Raw genomic sequence first — 16,035 nt, 5'->3', positions numbered from 1 at the left:
GCCGGTGCGAACCGGCCCGTGCGAGTGGCCGCTGAACACGGCGTACTGCAAGGGCTGGGACGCCATCGACGAGGCGGCCCGGGCGGCGGCCACGGACCTGGCCACGGAGATCCTGTGGGCCCTGTCCGGCCGCCGGTACGGCGTGTGCCCGACGACGGTGCGGCCGTGCCGGCGCAACGATCACGACGCCTGGCTCCGCTTGGAGCGGTGGCTGCCACTGTCGTACGGCAGCCTGGCGGTCGCCTTCTGCGGCTGCGTTGGGCACATCTGCTCGTGCAGCTCGTCGGGGTGCGAGCTGAGCCTGCCCGGCCCGGTCCACGCGGTCACGCGGGTGCTCGTCGACGGGGCGGTGGTGCCAGCGGCGGCGTACGCGGTGTACGACCGGCGGTGGCTGGTGCGGGTCGACGGGAAGTGCTGGCCGGACCGGCAGGACCTGACGGTGGCCGACGACCAGCCGGGCGCGTGGGCGGTGACGTACGAGCGGGGAGTGGAGGTGCCGGCGGGCGGGAAGATCGCCGCCGGCCACATGGCCTGCGAGCTGGCGAAGGCGATGGTCAGCGACAACACCTGCCGGCTGCCCAGGCGGGTGCAGTCGCTGGTGCGCCAGGGTGTGCAGCAGACGTTCGTCGACCCGGCGCAGCTCGCCAAGGACGGCATGACCGGGCTGCCGGAGGTCGACCAGTGGCTGCGGGTGGTGAACCCACACCGACTGCCTCGTGACTCGGTGGTGTGGTCGCCGGATCTGGACCGGGGCAGGAGGAGGACGTCATGACGGAGCCGGTGGCTCAGGTCGCCGACGACGTGGCGTGGCCGGTAGCGGTGCGGCTGCGCGAGCTCGTCGGCGACGCGCTCGCCGAAGCGCTCGGCGGGGCGCCTGCCGTGTGCGCGGTGGTGCCCGGCCGGGACGTGGCGATCGACTCGTGCTGCGACGGGCAGGCGTGGGTGCGGATCGTGCGGACGTACCCGGTGCTGGCGGGGGACTTCCCGAACGGGCGCGGGACGCCGCTCGGCGCGGGCAACGACCCGGGGGCGTTCTGGGCGGTGGAGCTAGGTGCCGGCAGCGCCCGCTGCGCGCCCAGCCCCGACGACCAAGGGAACCCGCCGACCGGGGCTGAACTCGAGCGCTCGGCGGCGGAGTTGGCCGACGACGCCGGCCGGATCCGGCGGGCGGTGCTGTGCGAGCTGCAGAAGGTCGAGTCCGTTGAGGACGTGTGGATCGGGGAGCAGTCCAGCGTCGGCCCGTCCGGCGGCTGCGTGGGCCAGGAGGTCCTGGTCGCGGTGATGACGAACGTCTGCGTGTGCGAGGAGGAAGTCTGATGCGGAAGGGCCAGAAGGTCACGGTGAAGGCGCTGGCGGCGATGCCGGGCGTCGCCGACGGCGCGGTGCTGCACAACGTCGAGTGGGGTCCGCGGCTGGCGACGCTCGTCGACGCCGGCAGGTACGAGGTCCTGGAGGGCGGCGACGCCGAGCCGGCCACCACCACGGCGGTCGCCACCGCGGAGGCGGGCGGCGACGAGCGCGGCGACGCCGGCGAGGCGACCACCACGGCGGCCGCCGACGGTGACGGCCCGAGACGGACCCGGCGGCGCTGATGGGAGTGCGGGTCAATACGCGCCTCGACCTGTTCGCGGGGGAGATGCGGCAGCTGCTCACCGGCCCGATCGGGCCGGTGCTGTCGTTCGTGCGCAGCGTGACCCGACGCGTCCGGACCCGGGCCGTGTTGAAGTGCCCGGTGGACACCGGCCGGCTCCGCTCCGCGCACCGCGAGGAGGTCGGCGTCCGGTCCGGCCAGGTGTACGGCTTCGTGGTGAACGACACGGAGTACGCGGCGATGGTCCACGGCGGGACCAAGCCGCACCAGATCCGGCCCCGGCGGCCGGGCGGGACGCTGCGGTTCGAGACGGGTGGCCAGGTCGTGTTCACGACGCTGGTGAACCACCCGGGCACGCGGGCGCAGCCATGGCTGCGCGAGGCGATGGAGGAAGTGGCGGTCTCGGCGGGGTTCCGGATCGTCCGCTCATAGGGGAGGAAGCAGATGAAGGAGTTCACGACCAGCGCGAAGGCGGCGGCGTCCGGGGACGGCAACAAGCTGCCGGACGTCAAGTTCAAGCTGGACAAGCAGAAAATGGTGTGCCGGGCGCCGAAAGACGCGCAGCTGGCGTACCTGATGGCGGCGGCATCGTCGAGCCGGACCGAGGCGGACCAGGTGGCGGCGGTGCTCGACTTCTTCGAGCAGACGCTGGACCCGCCGAGCCTGGCGGTGTTCAAGAAGCGGCTGCTGAACACGAACGACGAGTTCGACTTCAGCGACGCCATGGCGATCTTCCAGCACGTGTGCGAGGAGTGGTCGGCCCGCCCTACTGGGTCGGGCAGCGACTCCTGACCCTGGCGGTCAAACGCTGGCCCGAGTTCCACGGCTCAATGCTGCTGCGCACCGGCCGGGAGCCGCTGGACCTGCCGCTGCCGTCGCTGCTGGACGTGATCTACGCCTGGTGGGTGGAGGGCGGCACCGAGAAGGACGTGGCGAAGTTCCGGCAGGCGCTGGAGGCCCCGCCGACGGAGGCGGATCTGGAGGACCGCGAGGAGTGGTCCGACGACGAGACTGACGACTCGTTCGCCCGAGCGCTGGGCGGCATGAAGCGCGCCGGCTCTACATAGCGACGATGGCGACCCCAACCGGGGTCGCCCTCCTCGTGTCGGTGGATCAGCGGAAGTCGCGGTCGCGGAACATGGTGCCCGGCGGCACCGGCGCGGGCGTGGCCGGCAACTCCTCGGCGGCCGGCGCTGCGGCGAGGAACGGCAGGAACCGCTCCATGAAGCTCTCGACGCCGGGCAGCGCGAGTACCCGGGTGATCGCGGCGGCGACGCCGACGACCTGGGCGACCGCGGGCACGGTGTCGATGCCGCCGGCGACGGCGATCGTCGGCAGCAGCGACAGGCCGGCGACCGTACCGGCGAAGATGGTTCGGGCGGTGGCCCGCCACGGGTGGCGGGTCTGCGTGGCAGTGCTCATGGGGTACCTCCGAGGGTTTGGATCTTCGCCTTGAGCTGGGCGTTTTGGATGAGGAGTTGGTCGCGTTCGGCCGCGACGTTCTTGCGGGCCTGCACTTCGGTACGCAGATGGGCGACCTCGGCCTTGGCCTGGGCCAGCTCCTCGCGGAGTCCGGCGATGGTCAGGTTCGCGGCCGCCATCTGTGTCTCGGCGAGGTGGAGTTTCGTCTCCGCGCCGGACAGCTGGGCATCCATGCGGCCCAGCAGCCGCTCCGCGATCTGGGTCTCGTAGTCGGCGAGGGTGGTCCGTTCCTTGCGCCGGCCGAGGACCCAGGTCACGAGGCGGTCGATGACGATGCCCGCGACTGACCCGCCGCCGATGAAGGCGAGTACCTGCTCGGGCGTCATGACGGGGCCGCCTAGGTGACCGGGTTGCGATAGGCGGCGTTCCAGGTGTTGTTGCCGATCAGGCCGTCCTGGTCCAGGTGCTGGTCCTTCTGGAACGCCAGGGCCAACGCGCGGTACTCGGGGCCGTAGATGCCGTCGTTGCCGGCCTTGCCGAGCCAGCTGTGGCCCTTGCCGACCGACCAGCCTCGGCGGGCGATCTGGCTGGCCCACTCCTTGAGCCACGCCCGGTCGGTTCGGCCCCGGAAGTAGCGCTCGTACTTGCCGGACACCGAGTAGTCCGGGCCGTTGGCCGGCCCGAAGTACCAGCCGCTCGGCAAGGGGAACGCGATGGGCGTGCCCGGCGCGGGCTTCGTGCCGGCCGGCGGCTTCGGCTGCGTCGCGGGGGGCTGCCCGACGACCGGCAGGCCGGCCCTGAGCCAGGCGTAGATCTCGTCGCCGGGGCATTCGGTGGACCCGCGGTCGCGGTGGCCGAGGAGGGTGAGTCGCTTGCCCTTGCGGTCGTTGGCCTCGTCGTAGAGCCACTTGAAGGCGCGGCGGGCGGCGTCGGAGACGTCCTGGCGGCCGGCCTGGTCCTTGCCGATGATGCAGACGCCGATGGACTCCGTGTTGTGGTCGGCGCAGTGCGCGCCGAGAACGGTCCACCCGCGGCCCTCGAAGAGGTCACCGGTGACGGAGTTGATGAGGAAGTTGTAGCCGATGTCGCTCCAGCCCCGGACCCGCATGTGGTAGTCCTGGATCTGGCGTGGGGTCTGGGTGGCGCTGGCGGCCGAGTAGTGGCCCATGAAGACGGTCCGCTTGGACCAGGGCACGGTGGAGCGGGACTCGGGCGGGCGGGCGCCCCATTCGGCGCGGCTGATGATGTCCACGGGTGGTCCTCCGGCAGCAGTGATCGGCTGTCGGGGGACGCCCTGTACGGTATCGGTCCGGCGTGGACGGCGCGGGACCGGTTGGTTGCGGCCCGGGTGAGCGGGCCCGCCGCGACTGCACCGTGAGCTGCGCAGCGGGCCCGCTCTTTCCGCGTGACCGAGAACACGGGGGGGAACTCGGTAGCGCGGGCTGTGGCCCGCCGGCCGTCGCTTCGCGGGAAGCGGCGACCGGCGGGGTCTAGGTGCGCCAGACGTAGCTGATGTCGGCGGCGGTCGGACCGATGGTGGCCTTGACCAGCAGCATCTCCAGCACCGACTGGCGGTAGGGAACGGCGATGTCGCTGATGGTGGCTCGCCGCTCGGCGGCGGTCCAGACGATCGACTCGATGGCGTCAGCGTCGAGGACCTCGCGGCGGCAGGCCAAGCCGCATTTGTAGGTGCGCTGGTTGATGGTGCCGCCACCGGAACGGGGACCGGAGAGGAAGGCGCAGACCATCCGAAGGTCGCAGTTCCCGCACCACAGCAGCAGCCGCAGCAGGTACGGGTCTGTCGTCGCGCTCATCTTGGTCCGCAGCGACGGCGGCGGGCTCACCATGGGTCGCACGCCGGGGGGCGGCGGTCTCCACCTCCCGCCTGCCCCCCGGCCAGGACCGGCCGGGCCGCGCCGGGCACTGACGCCATGCCCGTCGGGTATGCCGGCTCCTGCGCCGCCCCTGCACCCCCTGCGGGGACGGCGGACGGAACGGGCCGCTCGTGCCACGGCTGGGGCGCCGCGTCGGCGGCCGTGACCGAGGCCGGGCTGATGCCCGCGGCCTCGATGACGACGGAGGCGTTGTAGCGGGAACGGCAGCCGACCTGCCCGCAGGAGCAGGTGCCCATCGGACCGGGCTGGTGCCGCAGGTAGACCTCGACGCAGTGCCGGTACATGACGCTGCGGGAGAGGTTCGGGATGACGTTGGGCAGGCGGACCGTCATGGCCGCCCCCCGTGGCCGCGCCAGACCTGCCCCCGGGTGAACAGGCCCGCCATCGGCCAGTTGATGAGGGTCGGGCCGTCCCACATTGGCGCGGACGATGCGGGAGCGCCCGGGGTTGCCGGATCCACCGGGCGCTCCGGCACCGCCCGCGCCCACTGAGCGGCGGTGCAGGCCCACGGGTCGGTGCACCAGGTGCACTGGCGGCGCAGGCGCAGGCGGGGCGGCCAGCCCATCCGCAGTTCGAGGTGTCGCCGTCCGGGCCGGTGGATGGCCAGCATGAAGCCGGCGAAGGTCAGGCGGTGCTCGGCGTCGGCGAAGACGACGTACCCCTCGTGGGGGACAAGCTCGCCGGGCGGCGGCGGCGGAATGTCGCCGTTAACCAGCTGAGTGGTGCGGGGTGCTGCATGTAGACCGTGTCCTGCCTGGACCATGAGATGCCCCCAGGGGTGCTGTTCTCCGAGTTGGTCTTGCGTGGCACTGTGCTGGATTAGCACCGTGCCGGCTAGCACGGTGCCAGCATGGCACGGAGCCGGTCTATGTCACAAGGGGAACGCGGGAACTGACTCGGTGTGTCTGCCGTGGACGCGGCGAGGGGCCGGCACCGTACGGTGCCGGCCCCTCGTGGGGTGTTGGTGGTGGTCAGGCCAGGTCGAACGCGCCGTTCTTCGCGCCAGCGATGAACGTGGCCCAGCCTGCGCCGTTGAAGGTCAGTGCGGGCCCGGACGGGTCCTTGCTGTCGCGGACTCGCATCACGCTGCCGTCAACGGCGTCGGACACCTCGACGCAGTTCTGGCCGCCGTCGGATCGGGTGGACTTCCGCCAGCGGCGGAACTCGGGATCGCTCATGGGGGACTCCTGGGTCAGGCTTCGGCAGCCAACGCGCCGGCTGCCTTCTGGATGAGGTCCGCGCTCTCCTCGGTGGACAGCGCGGCGTCACGCAGCTGGTCGAACAGCTGCGCGTACCGCTGCGCCTCCCGGGTGTCGGTGACCAGCAGGTCGGCCGTCACGGTGTCGACGGCGACCAGCGTCAGGTCCTCGGCGTCCGGGTAGGCGTACAGGGAGAACGGTGAGCGTGGCACGTATCCGCGGCCGAGCCGGGCGTCAACCGGCAGGACGCGGACGCTGATGTTCTCCCTGGTCGTGGCCAGATCGAGCAGGTGAAGCAACTGCTCCCGCATGACCCCGGGCGGCACGGGCAGCCGCTCGATGGCCTGCGGTTCCAGCACGACGTCATACACCGACCCGTCCGGGCCGGAAATCTGCTGCTGGCGGCGGAGCCGACCGGCGACCGTGCCGTTGAGGTCGAAGTCGGCGCCGTCGTCGAGCGCCACCTGGCCTCGGTGGCGTGCGTACGCCTCGGTCTGGAGCAGGCCGGGCAGCAGCGAGTTCTGGTACTCGCGGATAGTGCGGGCGCCGCTCTCGATGTCGGCGGTCTTGGCCTGGCGCTCGCCCATCCCGGCGAACTCCGGTCCGGTCCACCAGCCCTTGGCGAGGCCGTCACGGGCGACCCGCTGGAGTCCCCGGTACCGCTCGTCGCCCTCGGCCAGGAGTACGTCGAGCAGCTTGAGGATCGTGTCGAGCGGCCGGCGCTCGCCGTTCTCGACCTTGGACACGGCGGTCCGGTCGAGCCCGGCCCGGCGGCCGAGCTCCACGCCGGTGAGGCCCGCCTGATCCCGCAGCTCGCGGATGGCGTTGCCGAGCCGTAGACGGCGGGCGAGGGGGCTGATCACGTGGTCCTGCACCTCCGAGCGTTGGCACAGTGCCAGGTTGGCACCCGCCTGTCGTGAGGGTACGCGCGCCGGGCGATAGGCGGTACGCGCGCGGGCTTCCGGCCGCCGCTGCGTCGTGGCTACGCTGTCGGGAAGACCCGGCGCGGGACGGGTCGGGCTCTGGATGAGCGCACGGCAAAGGGCTCCGATTCGTCACCGGAGCCCTTTGTCACGCCTGCCTCCGCTTGCAGCGAAGCTATACGGCCGCAGTGCATCATTGCGGCCCTATCAACTGGCCTACGCTGTGACCGTGGGCCTGGGGCGTGCGTATATCGAGATCGTCGGCGACGTCAGCAAGTTCGCGCCCGATCTGCGCAGAGGGCTGACGAAGGCCCTCAAGATCGGCGCGGTCGGTGTGGTCGCCGCCTCCGCGACCAGCCAGCTTCTCGGGCTGGCCAGCGCGCTGGCCTCGGTCGGCGGGGCGGCGTTCGCCGTGCCCGCCGCAGTCGGCGTCGGCGCGGCTGCCATCGGCGCGCTGCGCGTGGCCACCGCCGGACTCGGCGACGCGTTCAAGCAGGCGGCGACCGGTGACGCTGCCGCCTTCCAGCAGGCGATCGAGGGGCTGTCCCCTCAGGCGCAGAGGTTGGCGCAGGAATTCCGGGCGGTGAGGCCAGCCCTCGACGGAATCCGCGACGCGGCGCAGGACGCGTTCGCGGGCCCAATCGTCGGCCAGATTGGACAGACGGCCTCCGTGCTGGCCGGGCCACTGCGGTCCGGACTGGCCGGGATCGCCGCCGAGTACGGCAGCGCGGCGCGGCGGGCGCTGGAGTTCGCCCGCGAGTCCGCGTCGGTGTCGCTGCTGCGCCAGGTCCTCGACACGGCGAAGCTGTCGGTCGGCGGTCTGACGGCCTCCCTGGGGCCGCTCCTGACTGGCATCCGGGACATCGCCGCGGTGGCCCTGCCCACCATCGGGGAGCTATCGCTCAGCGCTGGGGGAGCGGCCGGCCAGTTCGGCGAGTGGCTGTCGGCGATGGCGCAGAGCGGCACCGCCGTCGCGGCGATCCAGACCGCGCTGGGAGTGCTGTCGCAGCTGGGCGACCTCGCGTCGAACGTCGGCAGCATCCTCAGCTCCGTCTTCGAGGCGGCCAGCGCGTCGGCCAGCGGCGGGCTGCTCGGCAGCCTGGTGGCCGTCACCGGCACGCTGCGGGAGTTCTTCGCGTCGGCCGAGGGCGGTGCCGCGCTGACGGGCATCTTCCAGGCCCTGGGCGCTCTCGCGTCCGGCCTGTCACCGGTGATCCTGGGCCTGGTCAGCGCCATCGGCAGCACGCTGGTGCCGGCGCTCATGCCGATCGCGCAGGCCCTGATCCCGGCGTTGCAGGCCCTGGTCCCGGCGCTGGTGCCGATCGGCCAGGTCATCGCGTCGATCGCGCTGGCAATCGCCCCGGTCCTGCCGGTCATCGGCCAGCTGATCTCCATGCTGATCGGGCCCCTGGCGCAGGCCCTGGCCGCCCTCGGCCCGCTGCTCGGCCCGATCGTGTCGGCGCTCGGCCCGGTGCTCCTCCAGATCGGGCAGACCCTCACCGCGGTCCTCGCCCCGATCGCCGGGCTGCTCGCCGAGCTGTTCACGCAGCTCGGGCCGCCGCTCGGCCAGATCGTCGCCGCCCTCGGCACCGCCCTCGCCCCGGTCCTGGGCGCGCTGGGCCCGCTGATCGTCCAGGTCGTGCAGGCCCTGATGCCGCTGATCCCGACGATCGTGTCGCTGCTGCCGCCGCTGGTCGAGATCGTCGTCGCGCTGACCCCGCTGATCGAACTGGTCGCGCAGCTCGCCACCGTGGCGGTTGCCCTGGTCGCGCCGCTCATCAAGGTCGCGGCGCTGCTGCTCCAGTTCCTCGCGGCGCAGGCCGTCGCCCCGCTGGTGTCGGCCATCGCCAGCGCGCTGACGTGGCTGCTGTCCCCGCTGACCGGGGTCGCCGACTGGCTCGGCCGGGTCGCAGCCTGGCTGAACGCGATCGACTGGGCCGGCGTCGGTGCCGCCATCGGCGGGGCGTTCACCACGGCGTGGACCGCGGTGGTCGGGTTCTTCCAGTCGATCGGCACGTGGTTCGCCGAGCTGCCCGGCAAGATCGGCGCGTTCCTGGCCAGCCTCCCGCAGATGCTGTGGAACCTGTTCACCGCGGCGGCGACGATGGCGCTGCAAGCCCTCGGCGTCGGCATCGGCCTGATCCTCTACTCGGTCACCGTCCTACCAGGACAGATCATCGGTTTCCTGGCCAAACTGCCGTCGATGCTGGGCAATCTCTTCACCGCGGCGTGGAACCTCGGCAGGCAACTGTTCCTGGCCGGCGTCAACGCCGTGGTGTCGTTCGCGGTCGCGCTGCCCGGCCGGGTGATCTCCGGGCTGGCCAGCCTGGCGTCGCGGCTGAGTTCGACGTTCACCAGCGCGGTGAACGCCGGGAAGTCGGCGGCCATCAACGGCTTCAACTCGATCGTGTCGTACATCGCCGGCATCCCGGGCCGGATCACCGGGTACGCCGGGAGGTTCCTGTCGGCCGGGTCGGGGCTGATCAAGAAGCTCGTCGACGGGCTGCGGAAGGTGCCGTCGCTCGGCAAGATCGCCGACGCGATCTCGGGCACGATCAAGCGGCAGCTGAACAACATCATCGGGGCGATCAACTCGGGCATCAGCAAGGTGGACTCGATGCTGCCCGGCTCGCTGCCCCGGATCCCGATGCTCGCCAACGGCGCGATCCTGCGGCGGCCGACGCTGTTCGTCGGCGGCGAGGCTGGCGACGAGGTGGTGGTGCCGCTGACGCGGCCCCGGCGTGCCCGGGAACTGGCCGAGCAGTCCGGGCTGATGCGGTTGCTCGGCGCGGACGGCGGTGGCGGCGCGGCGGTGATGTTCGGGCGCGACGCGATCCGGGTGACCTTCGAGGGTGTCGTGCCGACCCGGCAGGAGGCCCTGACCACCGGCCGGGCAGTCGGCCAGGGCGTGCTGGAGACGTTGGCCCGGCGAGACGTGGCCACGACCGTGAGGACGATCTGATGGGCGAGTACAACCCGGACCGGCCGTACGTGGTGGGGATGCAGTGGGCGCCGCTGGTCAAGCACCCGTTGCACCTCGACACCGCCAGCGAGGTCGGGTACGTGTTCCGGGCGAGCACCGACTACGACCTGGACGCCGGGCTGCGGCGGGTGCGGCTGCTGACGACCGCGCCGCCGCCCGGACGCGCGCTGCGCAAGGCGCTGGCGGTCAACCTGTACCGGGCGGACACGGTGACCGGTACGGGGCCGCTGCGGAAGCTGGTGATCCCGGTCGCGTCGGGTGAGCTGGTGACCGGGGCGGCCCTGGCTGGTGGCGCGTCGCAGCCGTCCGACGCCGTGCACAACCCGTCCGATCCGCGCTACGTCACCCTGACGGGCCCGAACGCGGCCGCGCGGTTCTGGTTCGGCACCACCGCGCTGCCCGTGCAGGCCGCTCTGCTGTGGCGGCGGATCGTCGACGTGTCGGTGCTCTACGTGATGTCGGGACCGTTCGCCGACCTGGCGCCGGCGGTGACCCTGGGGTTGGAGCGCCCATCGGCGGGCGTGAACTGGATCATGGACGACACGCTGACCGGGCCTGCGGACCACAGTGGGGTGACTGCGGTGCGCCGGTCGCGCCTCGGCGAGCTGAACCCGTGGTGGAGCACCACGGCGACGCCGCTGACGACCAGGGATCGGATGCCGTACTCGTATGCGGGGAACAGGGCGCCGACGTCAGGACTGACGGCCTGGGCGGCGTCGGGCGGCACGAACATCAACCTGCGGCTCCAGGTCAGCGGCTCCGCGCCGGCTGGCACCCAGTTCCAGGTGCACTACCTGGCGCTGGAGGTCACCTACGGGGAGGAGAACCGGGTCGGCGGCGGCGGGCTCGACATCGGCGACGGGGCCTCCCTGATCGGCGGCTCGTACTTCGAGATCCCGATGGTTGCGATGTACAACTACGGGTACGACGTGTCGCTCAACGCCGGCTACCAGTATGCGGTGACCGTCGGCCAGGCGCACGTGGGACAGCTTTCGGTGGCGTCGCCCGTGCCGGTCCCGATCGACCGGCTCGGGACGATCGACCCACTGCCCGGCCTGCACGGTGTGCTGCTGCGCAAGACGCTCCGCGAAGGGGCGGTGCCGACGGTGGAGACGGTCAACGAGCTGCCGGCGATCGTCATGTTCTCTGGGGCCTCCGCACCCGGCATCGCTGACGGCAGTTCCCACGCCTACCTGAAACAGGCCGTCGCCACCCTCTACAGCCGGTACGGGTGGGGCGCGACTGTGCAGCGGATCCCGAACGACGCCGCCGGCACGTTCGTGTGGGCGCGGTTCTACGCGCGGCACCTGCCCGGGACGAAGGACCCGCTGGAGGTGGCCCACGTCGACCCGGCCGACGCGTGGAACCGGCTTGGGCCGAAGGCGTCGATCACCGTGGACGAGTTCGACGCGCTGCCCGAGGTGGCCGACGGCTGGAAGGAGGTCACGCTGCGGCTGGACCCGCCGCTGGTGGCCACCGGCAGCGGCGAACAGATGTGGTGGTCGCTGCACAGCTACGCCGACGACGAGACGCCGTGGCAGGTCCTCGGCGGCGACGCGGAGCCGAGCAGCGAGCTGGTCACGCCGGCGAGCCAGACGGGGTACGGCGGGTCGTCCGCGTACGCGACGATCGACGCCACCAACGACAGCTCGGTCGACCTGACGCTGATGCTGCTGCAAGAGATGGACGCGGTGACCGGGCTGGCCGTGCAGCCGGCGGTGCAGCCCCTCGCGGTCGTCGACGAGCACTGCGCCCGGCCGGTCGGCGGCGTCCCGACCGGCATCCACTACCACCGGCTGACCTGGGAGGCCATCAACAGCGAGGTGGTGGTCGGCTGGGGCGTCTACGAGGTGCAGCGCCAGGACGACACGATGGACCCCGACGAGTGGGAGACGATCGCGCGAATCGTTGCGCCGAACGTCACCGCAGTGGACGATTACGAGGCCCGGGTGGGTGTCGAGTCGCGGTACCGGGCCCGGATGGTGCACCGCATTGGCGTGCCCGGACCGTGGTCGGCGCCGGTCGCGGCGACGATTCCCGCGCCGGGGGTGACTGGCACCCGCGTCGGCGTCGGTGTGCTGATCCTGACGAGCAACCACAACCCGGCCGGGAACCTGGCCTACGTGATGAACCCGGACCGGTCCGGCAGCGAGGACTTCACGTTCCCGGAGGCGGGGCAGGTCGAGCTGCAGGCGATGTTCGACAGGGACTACCGGACGGCGTTCCGGCCGTTGGAGCGCGGCGGGGTGGAGTTCACGCGAACGCTGCTGGTGAACGCGGCCGCCGTGCCGGCGGCAGCGCTGGACAAGGGGTTCCGGGAGCTGCGGGACCTGGCGTGGGACTCGCTGCCGTACGTGTGCGTGCGGGACGAGCTGGACAACCGGTGGCTGGCGACGCTGCTGGTGCCGTCCGGGTCGGTGCGGCGCAACCGCAGGCGCGGGCAGATGCAGCTCGCGCAGGTGACGGTGGTGGAGGTGGCGGACACGCCGACGCCGGTCGACGGCGGCCCGCCGCCGTGCGAGGGCCTGCGGGTCGAGGGAAGCACCGCGTCGGTGACGGCGCAGGCGGACGATCCGGCCGGGATCGACTGGAGCCCGGTGGTGGTCGAGGACCAGTTCGCGCGGGAGGTGCCGGTCGGGTTCGGGTCCACCGACACACCTGGCAATCCCTGGCTGTTGTCGCAGGGGCCGGAGGATGGCCTGTCGGTGACTGGCGGCGTCGGGGTCTTTGAGCTGACCAAGCCGCTGAACGCGAACCCGCACTTCGAGACGAACGTGGCCAACTGGACGGCGCTCGACGGCACGTTCACCTGGTTGAACGCCCAGGTCTACCGAGGGTTCGGGTCGGGCCGGCTGGTGCCGAACGGCGTCGCCTCGCCGCAGGTCCGCTCCGAGCTGGTGCCGGTCACCGAGGGCAGGGAATACCAGGGGTCGGCGTGGGTGAGGTGCGCTGCAACTCGGCCCATCGACATCGCGATCCACTGGCTCGACGCCGCCCAGGTGCAGCTGTCTCAGACCGCGGTCGGGACCCCGGTGACGGCCAACACGTGGACCCGGCTACAGGTGAGCGGCGCCGCGCCGGCCGGCGCGAAGTACGCGTTCTTCCGGATCACCAACCCGGGCAACCCGCCCGTGACCGCGTGGCTCGATGTCGACGAGGCGGTATTCGGGCCGGTGGCGGCAGGCAGGCGCGTCCTCACCGGGCCACCTCTCCGGGACGTTGACGTGCTGGCGCGGGTGCGGCTCAACGCGTTCCCGGTCACGCAGCCGATCAGCGTGTACCTGCCCGTCCGGTACGACGCCGAGGACAACCGTTACGAGGCCCGACTGGCGTTCATGCCGGACGGCACGGTCAACGTCGCCATACAGAAGCTGGCCCAGGGGGAGTTCGGCTTCGTCGCCCCGCTGACCCCGGCAGAGGACTGGCAGAGGGACCCGGTGCCGTTCGTGGCCGGGGATTGGTACTGGGTACGGATGCAGTGCCGCGGCCAGGTGGTGAGTGCTGCGGCGTGGAAGGACGAGCCTGGAAGCTACTGGCCGGGCTGGACGGTGCAGGGAGTCGACGCCTCGGTCACCGGCGCGGGCAGTGTCGGGCTGGGCACGGCTGTCGGGGTCGGGAACACGAACACCAACGCGCAGGTCGAGGTCGACAGCTTTCAGGTGCGGGAGCCGATGGCGAACGTCGACATTCGGGTGCTGCTGCGGACCTCCGGCGAGGTGTGGAACGTGTGGGTGGAGCACCTGTCGCAAACCAACCCGGAGTCGATCTCGTCCGGGTGGGACGTCGACTGGTCGGACGCGGAGACGTGCTTCGAGGTGTTCGGCAAGGACGTGTTCTACACCTGCGTGCCCAGCGACCAGTTCGGGGTGGTGCGCAACCAGCGGCGCTGGCTGCGGGCCGTCTACGAGCAGGACAACGGCGGCGGCCTCGCGCGGGTGACCCTGTACTCGTCGCTGGACGGGGTGACGTGGGGACAGGGGTTCAGCCTGCTGGACTATCCGGAGCCGCTGGACCTCGACAGCGGCTTCTTCGCGGTCAACGTGTCCGGGGACGTCGCGGTGTCGCGGGTGGAGATCCGCAACGGCGTCGACGGGCCGATCATCGTTGAACCCGACTTCGAGGCGCAGCCGAAGGGCACGAAGGTGTTCGTTGACGCGCACGGCGCTTCGTGGGAGGTGGGGGGCGTTGGCATCTGTGGGGCGGCCTGACGTGCTCGACCTGCCTGCCCACGTCGGGCAGCGGGCGGTGTCGTTCCGGTTTGACCTGATCGACGGGCGGACCGGGATACGGCGGGGCGAGCTGACGCCGCTGCGGGACACCTCACCGAGCCTGGCCCACGACGTGACGGGGACGATCGTGCGGAAGGTGTCGGGGCTGACCCTCGGCGTGGTCGACGCGGCGCGTTTGGAGCCGCTGACCGACCGGGTGGCGATCTCGATGGTTGTCGGCGACCGGACGCAGAAGGCGTACCCGCTGGGCCGGTACATGGTCGGTGACGCGACCGAGCTGGTGACGAGCGCTGGGGCGACGGCGCCGCTGACTCTGTTCGACGAGATGTTCATCGTGGACCAGGAGCTGGAGACCGGCTTCGAGGCCCGCGGGCAGCTGGTCGACCAGGCGGTGCTTCGGCTGCTGGAGGGGCTGCCGATCGGCGAGCTGCTGATGGACTCCACCGAGCAGTCGTCGGTGAGCGCCTGGTCGCCGGGTACGTCCCGGGCGATGGCGCTGCGGGACCTGTCCCGGCAGGGCGGGTACTTCCTGCCGTGGTTCGGCCACAGCGGTCGGCTGCGGCTGCGGCGGGCGGTGGAGCCCTCCGAGCAGCCGGCGGCGATCGACCTGGACGCGACCCGGCGGGTGATCCGCGGGTCGGTGTCGGTGGTGTCGGGTCTGCTGACCGCGCCGAATCGGTTCGTGGTCGTGTCGAACGATCCGGGCTCGGACGAGAAGCCGGTCGTCGGCGTCTACGACGTGCCGGCGTCGGCGCCGCATTCGATCGCACAACGCGGGTTCGTGGTGCCGCAGACCGTTGAGGTGCAGGTGCGGTCGCAGGCGCAGGCGACGGTGTACGCGCGGACGCTGGGCATCCAGCAGGCGGTCTACGAGTCGGTGGAGCTGTCGACGCCGCCGGACCCGCGGCACGACGGCTACGACGTGGTGCGGTGGAACGGGCGGCTGTGGCTGGAGACGGGGTGGTCGATGCCGCTGGCCCCGGGTGGGGAGATGCGGCACACCCTGCGGAGGGCGTACCCGGAGACGGACGGGGGTGACCTGTGATGGACCGGGGGTATGTGCCGGTGAGGGCGATCGCCGAGGCGGTTCTCGAGCGGATGACCCGTCTGGGCCTGATGTGGCGGCTGCGGCCGGGCCGGGTGGCCAGTGTCGGAGCCGACGGGACGGTCCGGGTGCTGCACGACGGCGATACCGAGTCGATCCGGGTGGTGTCGATGGTGGGGCCGGTCGCGGTGGGCGCGCGAGTCTTCGTGCTGAAGTCACCGCCGGCGGGCAACCACATCGTCGGCTGGGCGTCCCGCCCGACGATGGCGCCGATCTGGGCGCGCAAGTCGGCGGAGCCGACGAACAACACGACGGGCTTCGTCGCCGATCCGCAGCTGGTGCTGCCGATCCCGGCCGCCGGCCGGTACATGCTGACCGGGGCGCTGTGGTACCAGAGTTCGACGGTGGCGGACTTCAAGGCCCGGTTCGTGTTCAGCTCGGGGTCGGGGACCATGCGGTGGGCTGCGGACGGGCCCACTCTGGCGGACACGACGAAGCCGCACATGGGGATCGCCTTCGACAACGGGCAGCTGACGTTTGGCGCGACGGGGTTCTTCGACCGGGCGTGGGTGCAGGGGATCGTCGCCGCGAACGGCCCGGCGACATTGACGATGCAGTGGGCGCAGAACACGGCCGACGCGGCTGGGCAGACGTTCGTGCTCCTCGATTCCTGGCTACGGATGGATGCCATGCGGTGAGGTAGCCCGAGCGTGAGTGGAAACAGTGCAGCCCCGGATCGCGAAATCCG

Annotated in this window: 18 protein-coding genes; 10 read left to right on the top strand and 8 right to left on the bottom strand. The window is 71.7% G+C overall.

The window, feature by feature from the left end; translation table 11 throughout:
- The first annotated feature begins 4 nt into the window (after nucleotides 1–4).
- From ABZU69_RS22445 to ABZU69_RS22420, 6 genes are read left to right on the top strand one after another with little or no spacing between them, the layout of a single operon-like run.
- Entirely contained in the window at nucleotides 5–772 is a 768-nt protein-coding gene (locus tag ABZU69_RS22445; RefSeq protein WP_354966290.1) for a hypothetical protein, read from the top strand.
- Entirely contained in the window at nucleotides 769–1,317 is a 549-nt protein-coding gene (locus ABZU69_RS22440) for a hypothetical protein (protein WP_354966289.1), read from the top strand. Before ABZU69_RS22445 ends, ABZU69_RS22440 begins: the two co-directional genes overlap by 4 nt.
- Complete coding sequence (locus ABZU69_RS22435; protein ID WP_354966288.1) at nucleotides 1,317–1,592, top strand: hypothetical protein; 276 nt, start codon at nucleotides 1,317–1,319, stop codon at nucleotides 1,590–1,592. The genes ABZU69_RS22440 and ABZU69_RS22435 overlap by 1 nt, the downstream gene beginning before the upstream one ends.
- A gap of 5 nt (nucleotides 1,593–1,597) precedes the next feature.
- Nucleotides 1,598–2,023, top strand: a complete 426-nt coding sequence (locus tag ABZU69_RS22430; RefSeq protein WP_354966287.1) for a hypothetical protein — start codon at nucleotides 1,598–1,600, stop codon at nucleotides 2,021–2,023.
- A gap of 12 nt (nucleotides 2,024–2,035) precedes the next feature.
- The gene (locus tag ABZU69_RS22425; protein WP_354966286.1) at nucleotides 2,036–2,383 is read left to right on the top strand and encodes a hypothetical protein; all 348 of its coding nucleotides are present in this window, start codon (nucleotides 2,036–2,038) and stop codon (nucleotides 2,381–2,383) included.
- The gene (locus tag ABZU69_RS22420; RefSeq protein ID WP_124821926.1) at nucleotides 2,344–2,658 is read left to right on the top strand and encodes a hypothetical protein; all 315 of its coding nucleotides are present in this window, start codon (nucleotides 2,344–2,346) and stop codon (nucleotides 2,656–2,658) included. The genes ABZU69_RS22425 and ABZU69_RS22420 overlap by 40 nt, the downstream gene beginning before the upstream one ends.
- A gap of 46 nt (nucleotides 2,659–2,704) precedes the next feature.
- Here the strand turns inward: ABZU69_RS22420 and ABZU69_RS22415 are convergent, their stop codons facing one another.
- From ABZU69_RS22415 to ABZU69_RS22380, 8 genes are all read right to left on the bottom strand, one after another.
- Entirely contained in the window at nucleotides 2,705–3,013 is a 309-nt protein-coding gene (locus ABZU69_RS22415; protein WP_354966285.1) for a hypothetical protein, read from the bottom strand.
- Nucleotides 3,010–3,399: a hypothetical protein gene (locus ABZU69_RS22410; protein WP_354966284.1), complete on the bottom strand. Its 390-nt coding sequence runs from the start codon at nucleotides 3,397–3,399 to the stop codon at nucleotides 3,010–3,012. Before ABZU69_RS22410 ends, ABZU69_RS22415 begins: the two co-directional genes overlap by 4 nt.
- A gap of 11 nt (nucleotides 3,400–3,410) precedes the next feature.
- Nucleotides 3,411–4,265 (bottom strand): N-acetylmuramoyl-L-alanine amidase, encoded by an 855-nt coding sequence (locus ABZU69_RS22405; RefSeq protein ID WP_354966283.1) that lies wholly within the window; start codon nucleotides 4,263–4,265, stop codon nucleotides 3,411–3,413.
- Nucleotides 4,266–4,503: 238 nt separating this feature from the next.
- A complete protein-coding gene (locus ABZU69_RS22400; protein WP_354966282.1) occupies nucleotides 4,504–4,827 on the bottom strand; it encodes a hypothetical protein in 324 nt (107 codons plus the stop codon).
- A 26-nt stretch (nucleotides 4,828–4,853) separates the two neighbouring features.
- Nucleotides 4,854–5,240 carry a hypothetical protein gene (locus ABZU69_RS22395; RefSeq protein ID WP_354966281.1) on the bottom strand — a complete coding sequence of 129 codons (387 nt, stop codon included), beginning with the start codon at nucleotides 5,238–5,240 and terminating at the stop codon, nucleotides 4,854–4,856.
- Nucleotides 5,237–5,671 (bottom strand): hypothetical protein, encoded by a 435-nt coding sequence (locus ABZU69_RS22390; protein WP_354966280.1) that lies wholly within the window; start codon nucleotides 5,669–5,671, stop codon nucleotides 5,237–5,239. Before ABZU69_RS22390 ends, ABZU69_RS22395 begins: the two co-directional genes overlap by 4 nt.
- A gap of 208 nt (nucleotides 5,672–5,879) precedes the next feature.
- Nucleotides 5,880–6,086, bottom strand: coding sequence for a DUF397 domain-containing protein (locus tag ABZU69_RS22385; protein ID WP_354966279.1), 207 nt, complete (start codon nucleotides 6,084–6,086; stop codon nucleotides 5,880–5,882).
- Between the two features lie 14 nt (nucleotides 6,087–6,100).
- Nucleotides 6,101–6,970 (bottom strand): helix-turn-helix transcriptional regulator, encoded by an 870-nt coding sequence (locus ABZU69_RS22380; protein WP_354966278.1) that lies wholly within the window; start codon nucleotides 6,968–6,970, stop codon nucleotides 6,101–6,103.
- A gap of 289 nt (nucleotides 6,971–7,259) precedes the next feature.
- Here ABZU69_RS22380 and ABZU69_RS22375 point away from each other — a divergent pair, with 289 nt between their 5' ends.
- The 4 genes from ABZU69_RS22375 to ABZU69_RS22360 are packed head-to-tail and all read left to right on the top strand — an operon-like array spanning nucleotide 7,260 to nucleotide 15,985.
- Nucleotides 7,260–9,992 carry a hypothetical protein gene (locus ABZU69_RS22375; protein ID WP_354966277.1) on the top strand — a complete coding sequence of 911 codons (2,733 nt, stop codon included), beginning with the start codon at nucleotides 7,260–7,262 and terminating at the stop codon, nucleotides 9,990–9,992.
- Nucleotides 9,992–14,221, top strand: coding sequence for a hypothetical protein (locus tag ABZU69_RS22370; RefSeq protein WP_354966276.1), 4,230 nt, complete (start codon nucleotides 9,992–9,994; stop codon nucleotides 14,219–14,221). Before ABZU69_RS22375 ends, ABZU69_RS22370 begins: the two co-directional genes overlap by 1 nt.
- On the top strand, nucleotides 14,208–15,287 hold the full coding sequence (locus ABZU69_RS22365; RefSeq protein ID WP_354966359.1) for a hypothetical protein: 1,080 nt from the start codon (nucleotides 14,208–14,210) through the stop codon (nucleotides 15,285–15,287). The genes ABZU69_RS22370 and ABZU69_RS22365 overlap by 14 nt, the downstream gene beginning before the upstream one ends.
- Nucleotides 15,287–15,985, top strand: a complete 699-nt coding sequence (locus ABZU69_RS22360; protein ID WP_354966275.1) for a hypothetical protein — start codon at nucleotides 15,287–15,289, stop codon at nucleotides 15,983–15,985. Before ABZU69_RS22365 ends, ABZU69_RS22360 begins: the two co-directional genes overlap by 1 nt.
- The last annotated feature ends 50 nt before the right edge of the window (nucleotides 15,986–16,035 follow it).

Origin of the sequence: Micromonospora sp. NPDC005206, from assembly GCF_040608175.1 — a bacterium.
In the GTDB taxonomy this organism is placed as follows: domain Bacteria; phylum Actinomycetota; class Actinomycetes; order Mycobacteriales; family Micromonosporaceae; genus Micromonospora.
This window is presented reverse-complemented; position numbering and strand designations above follow the sequence as displayed.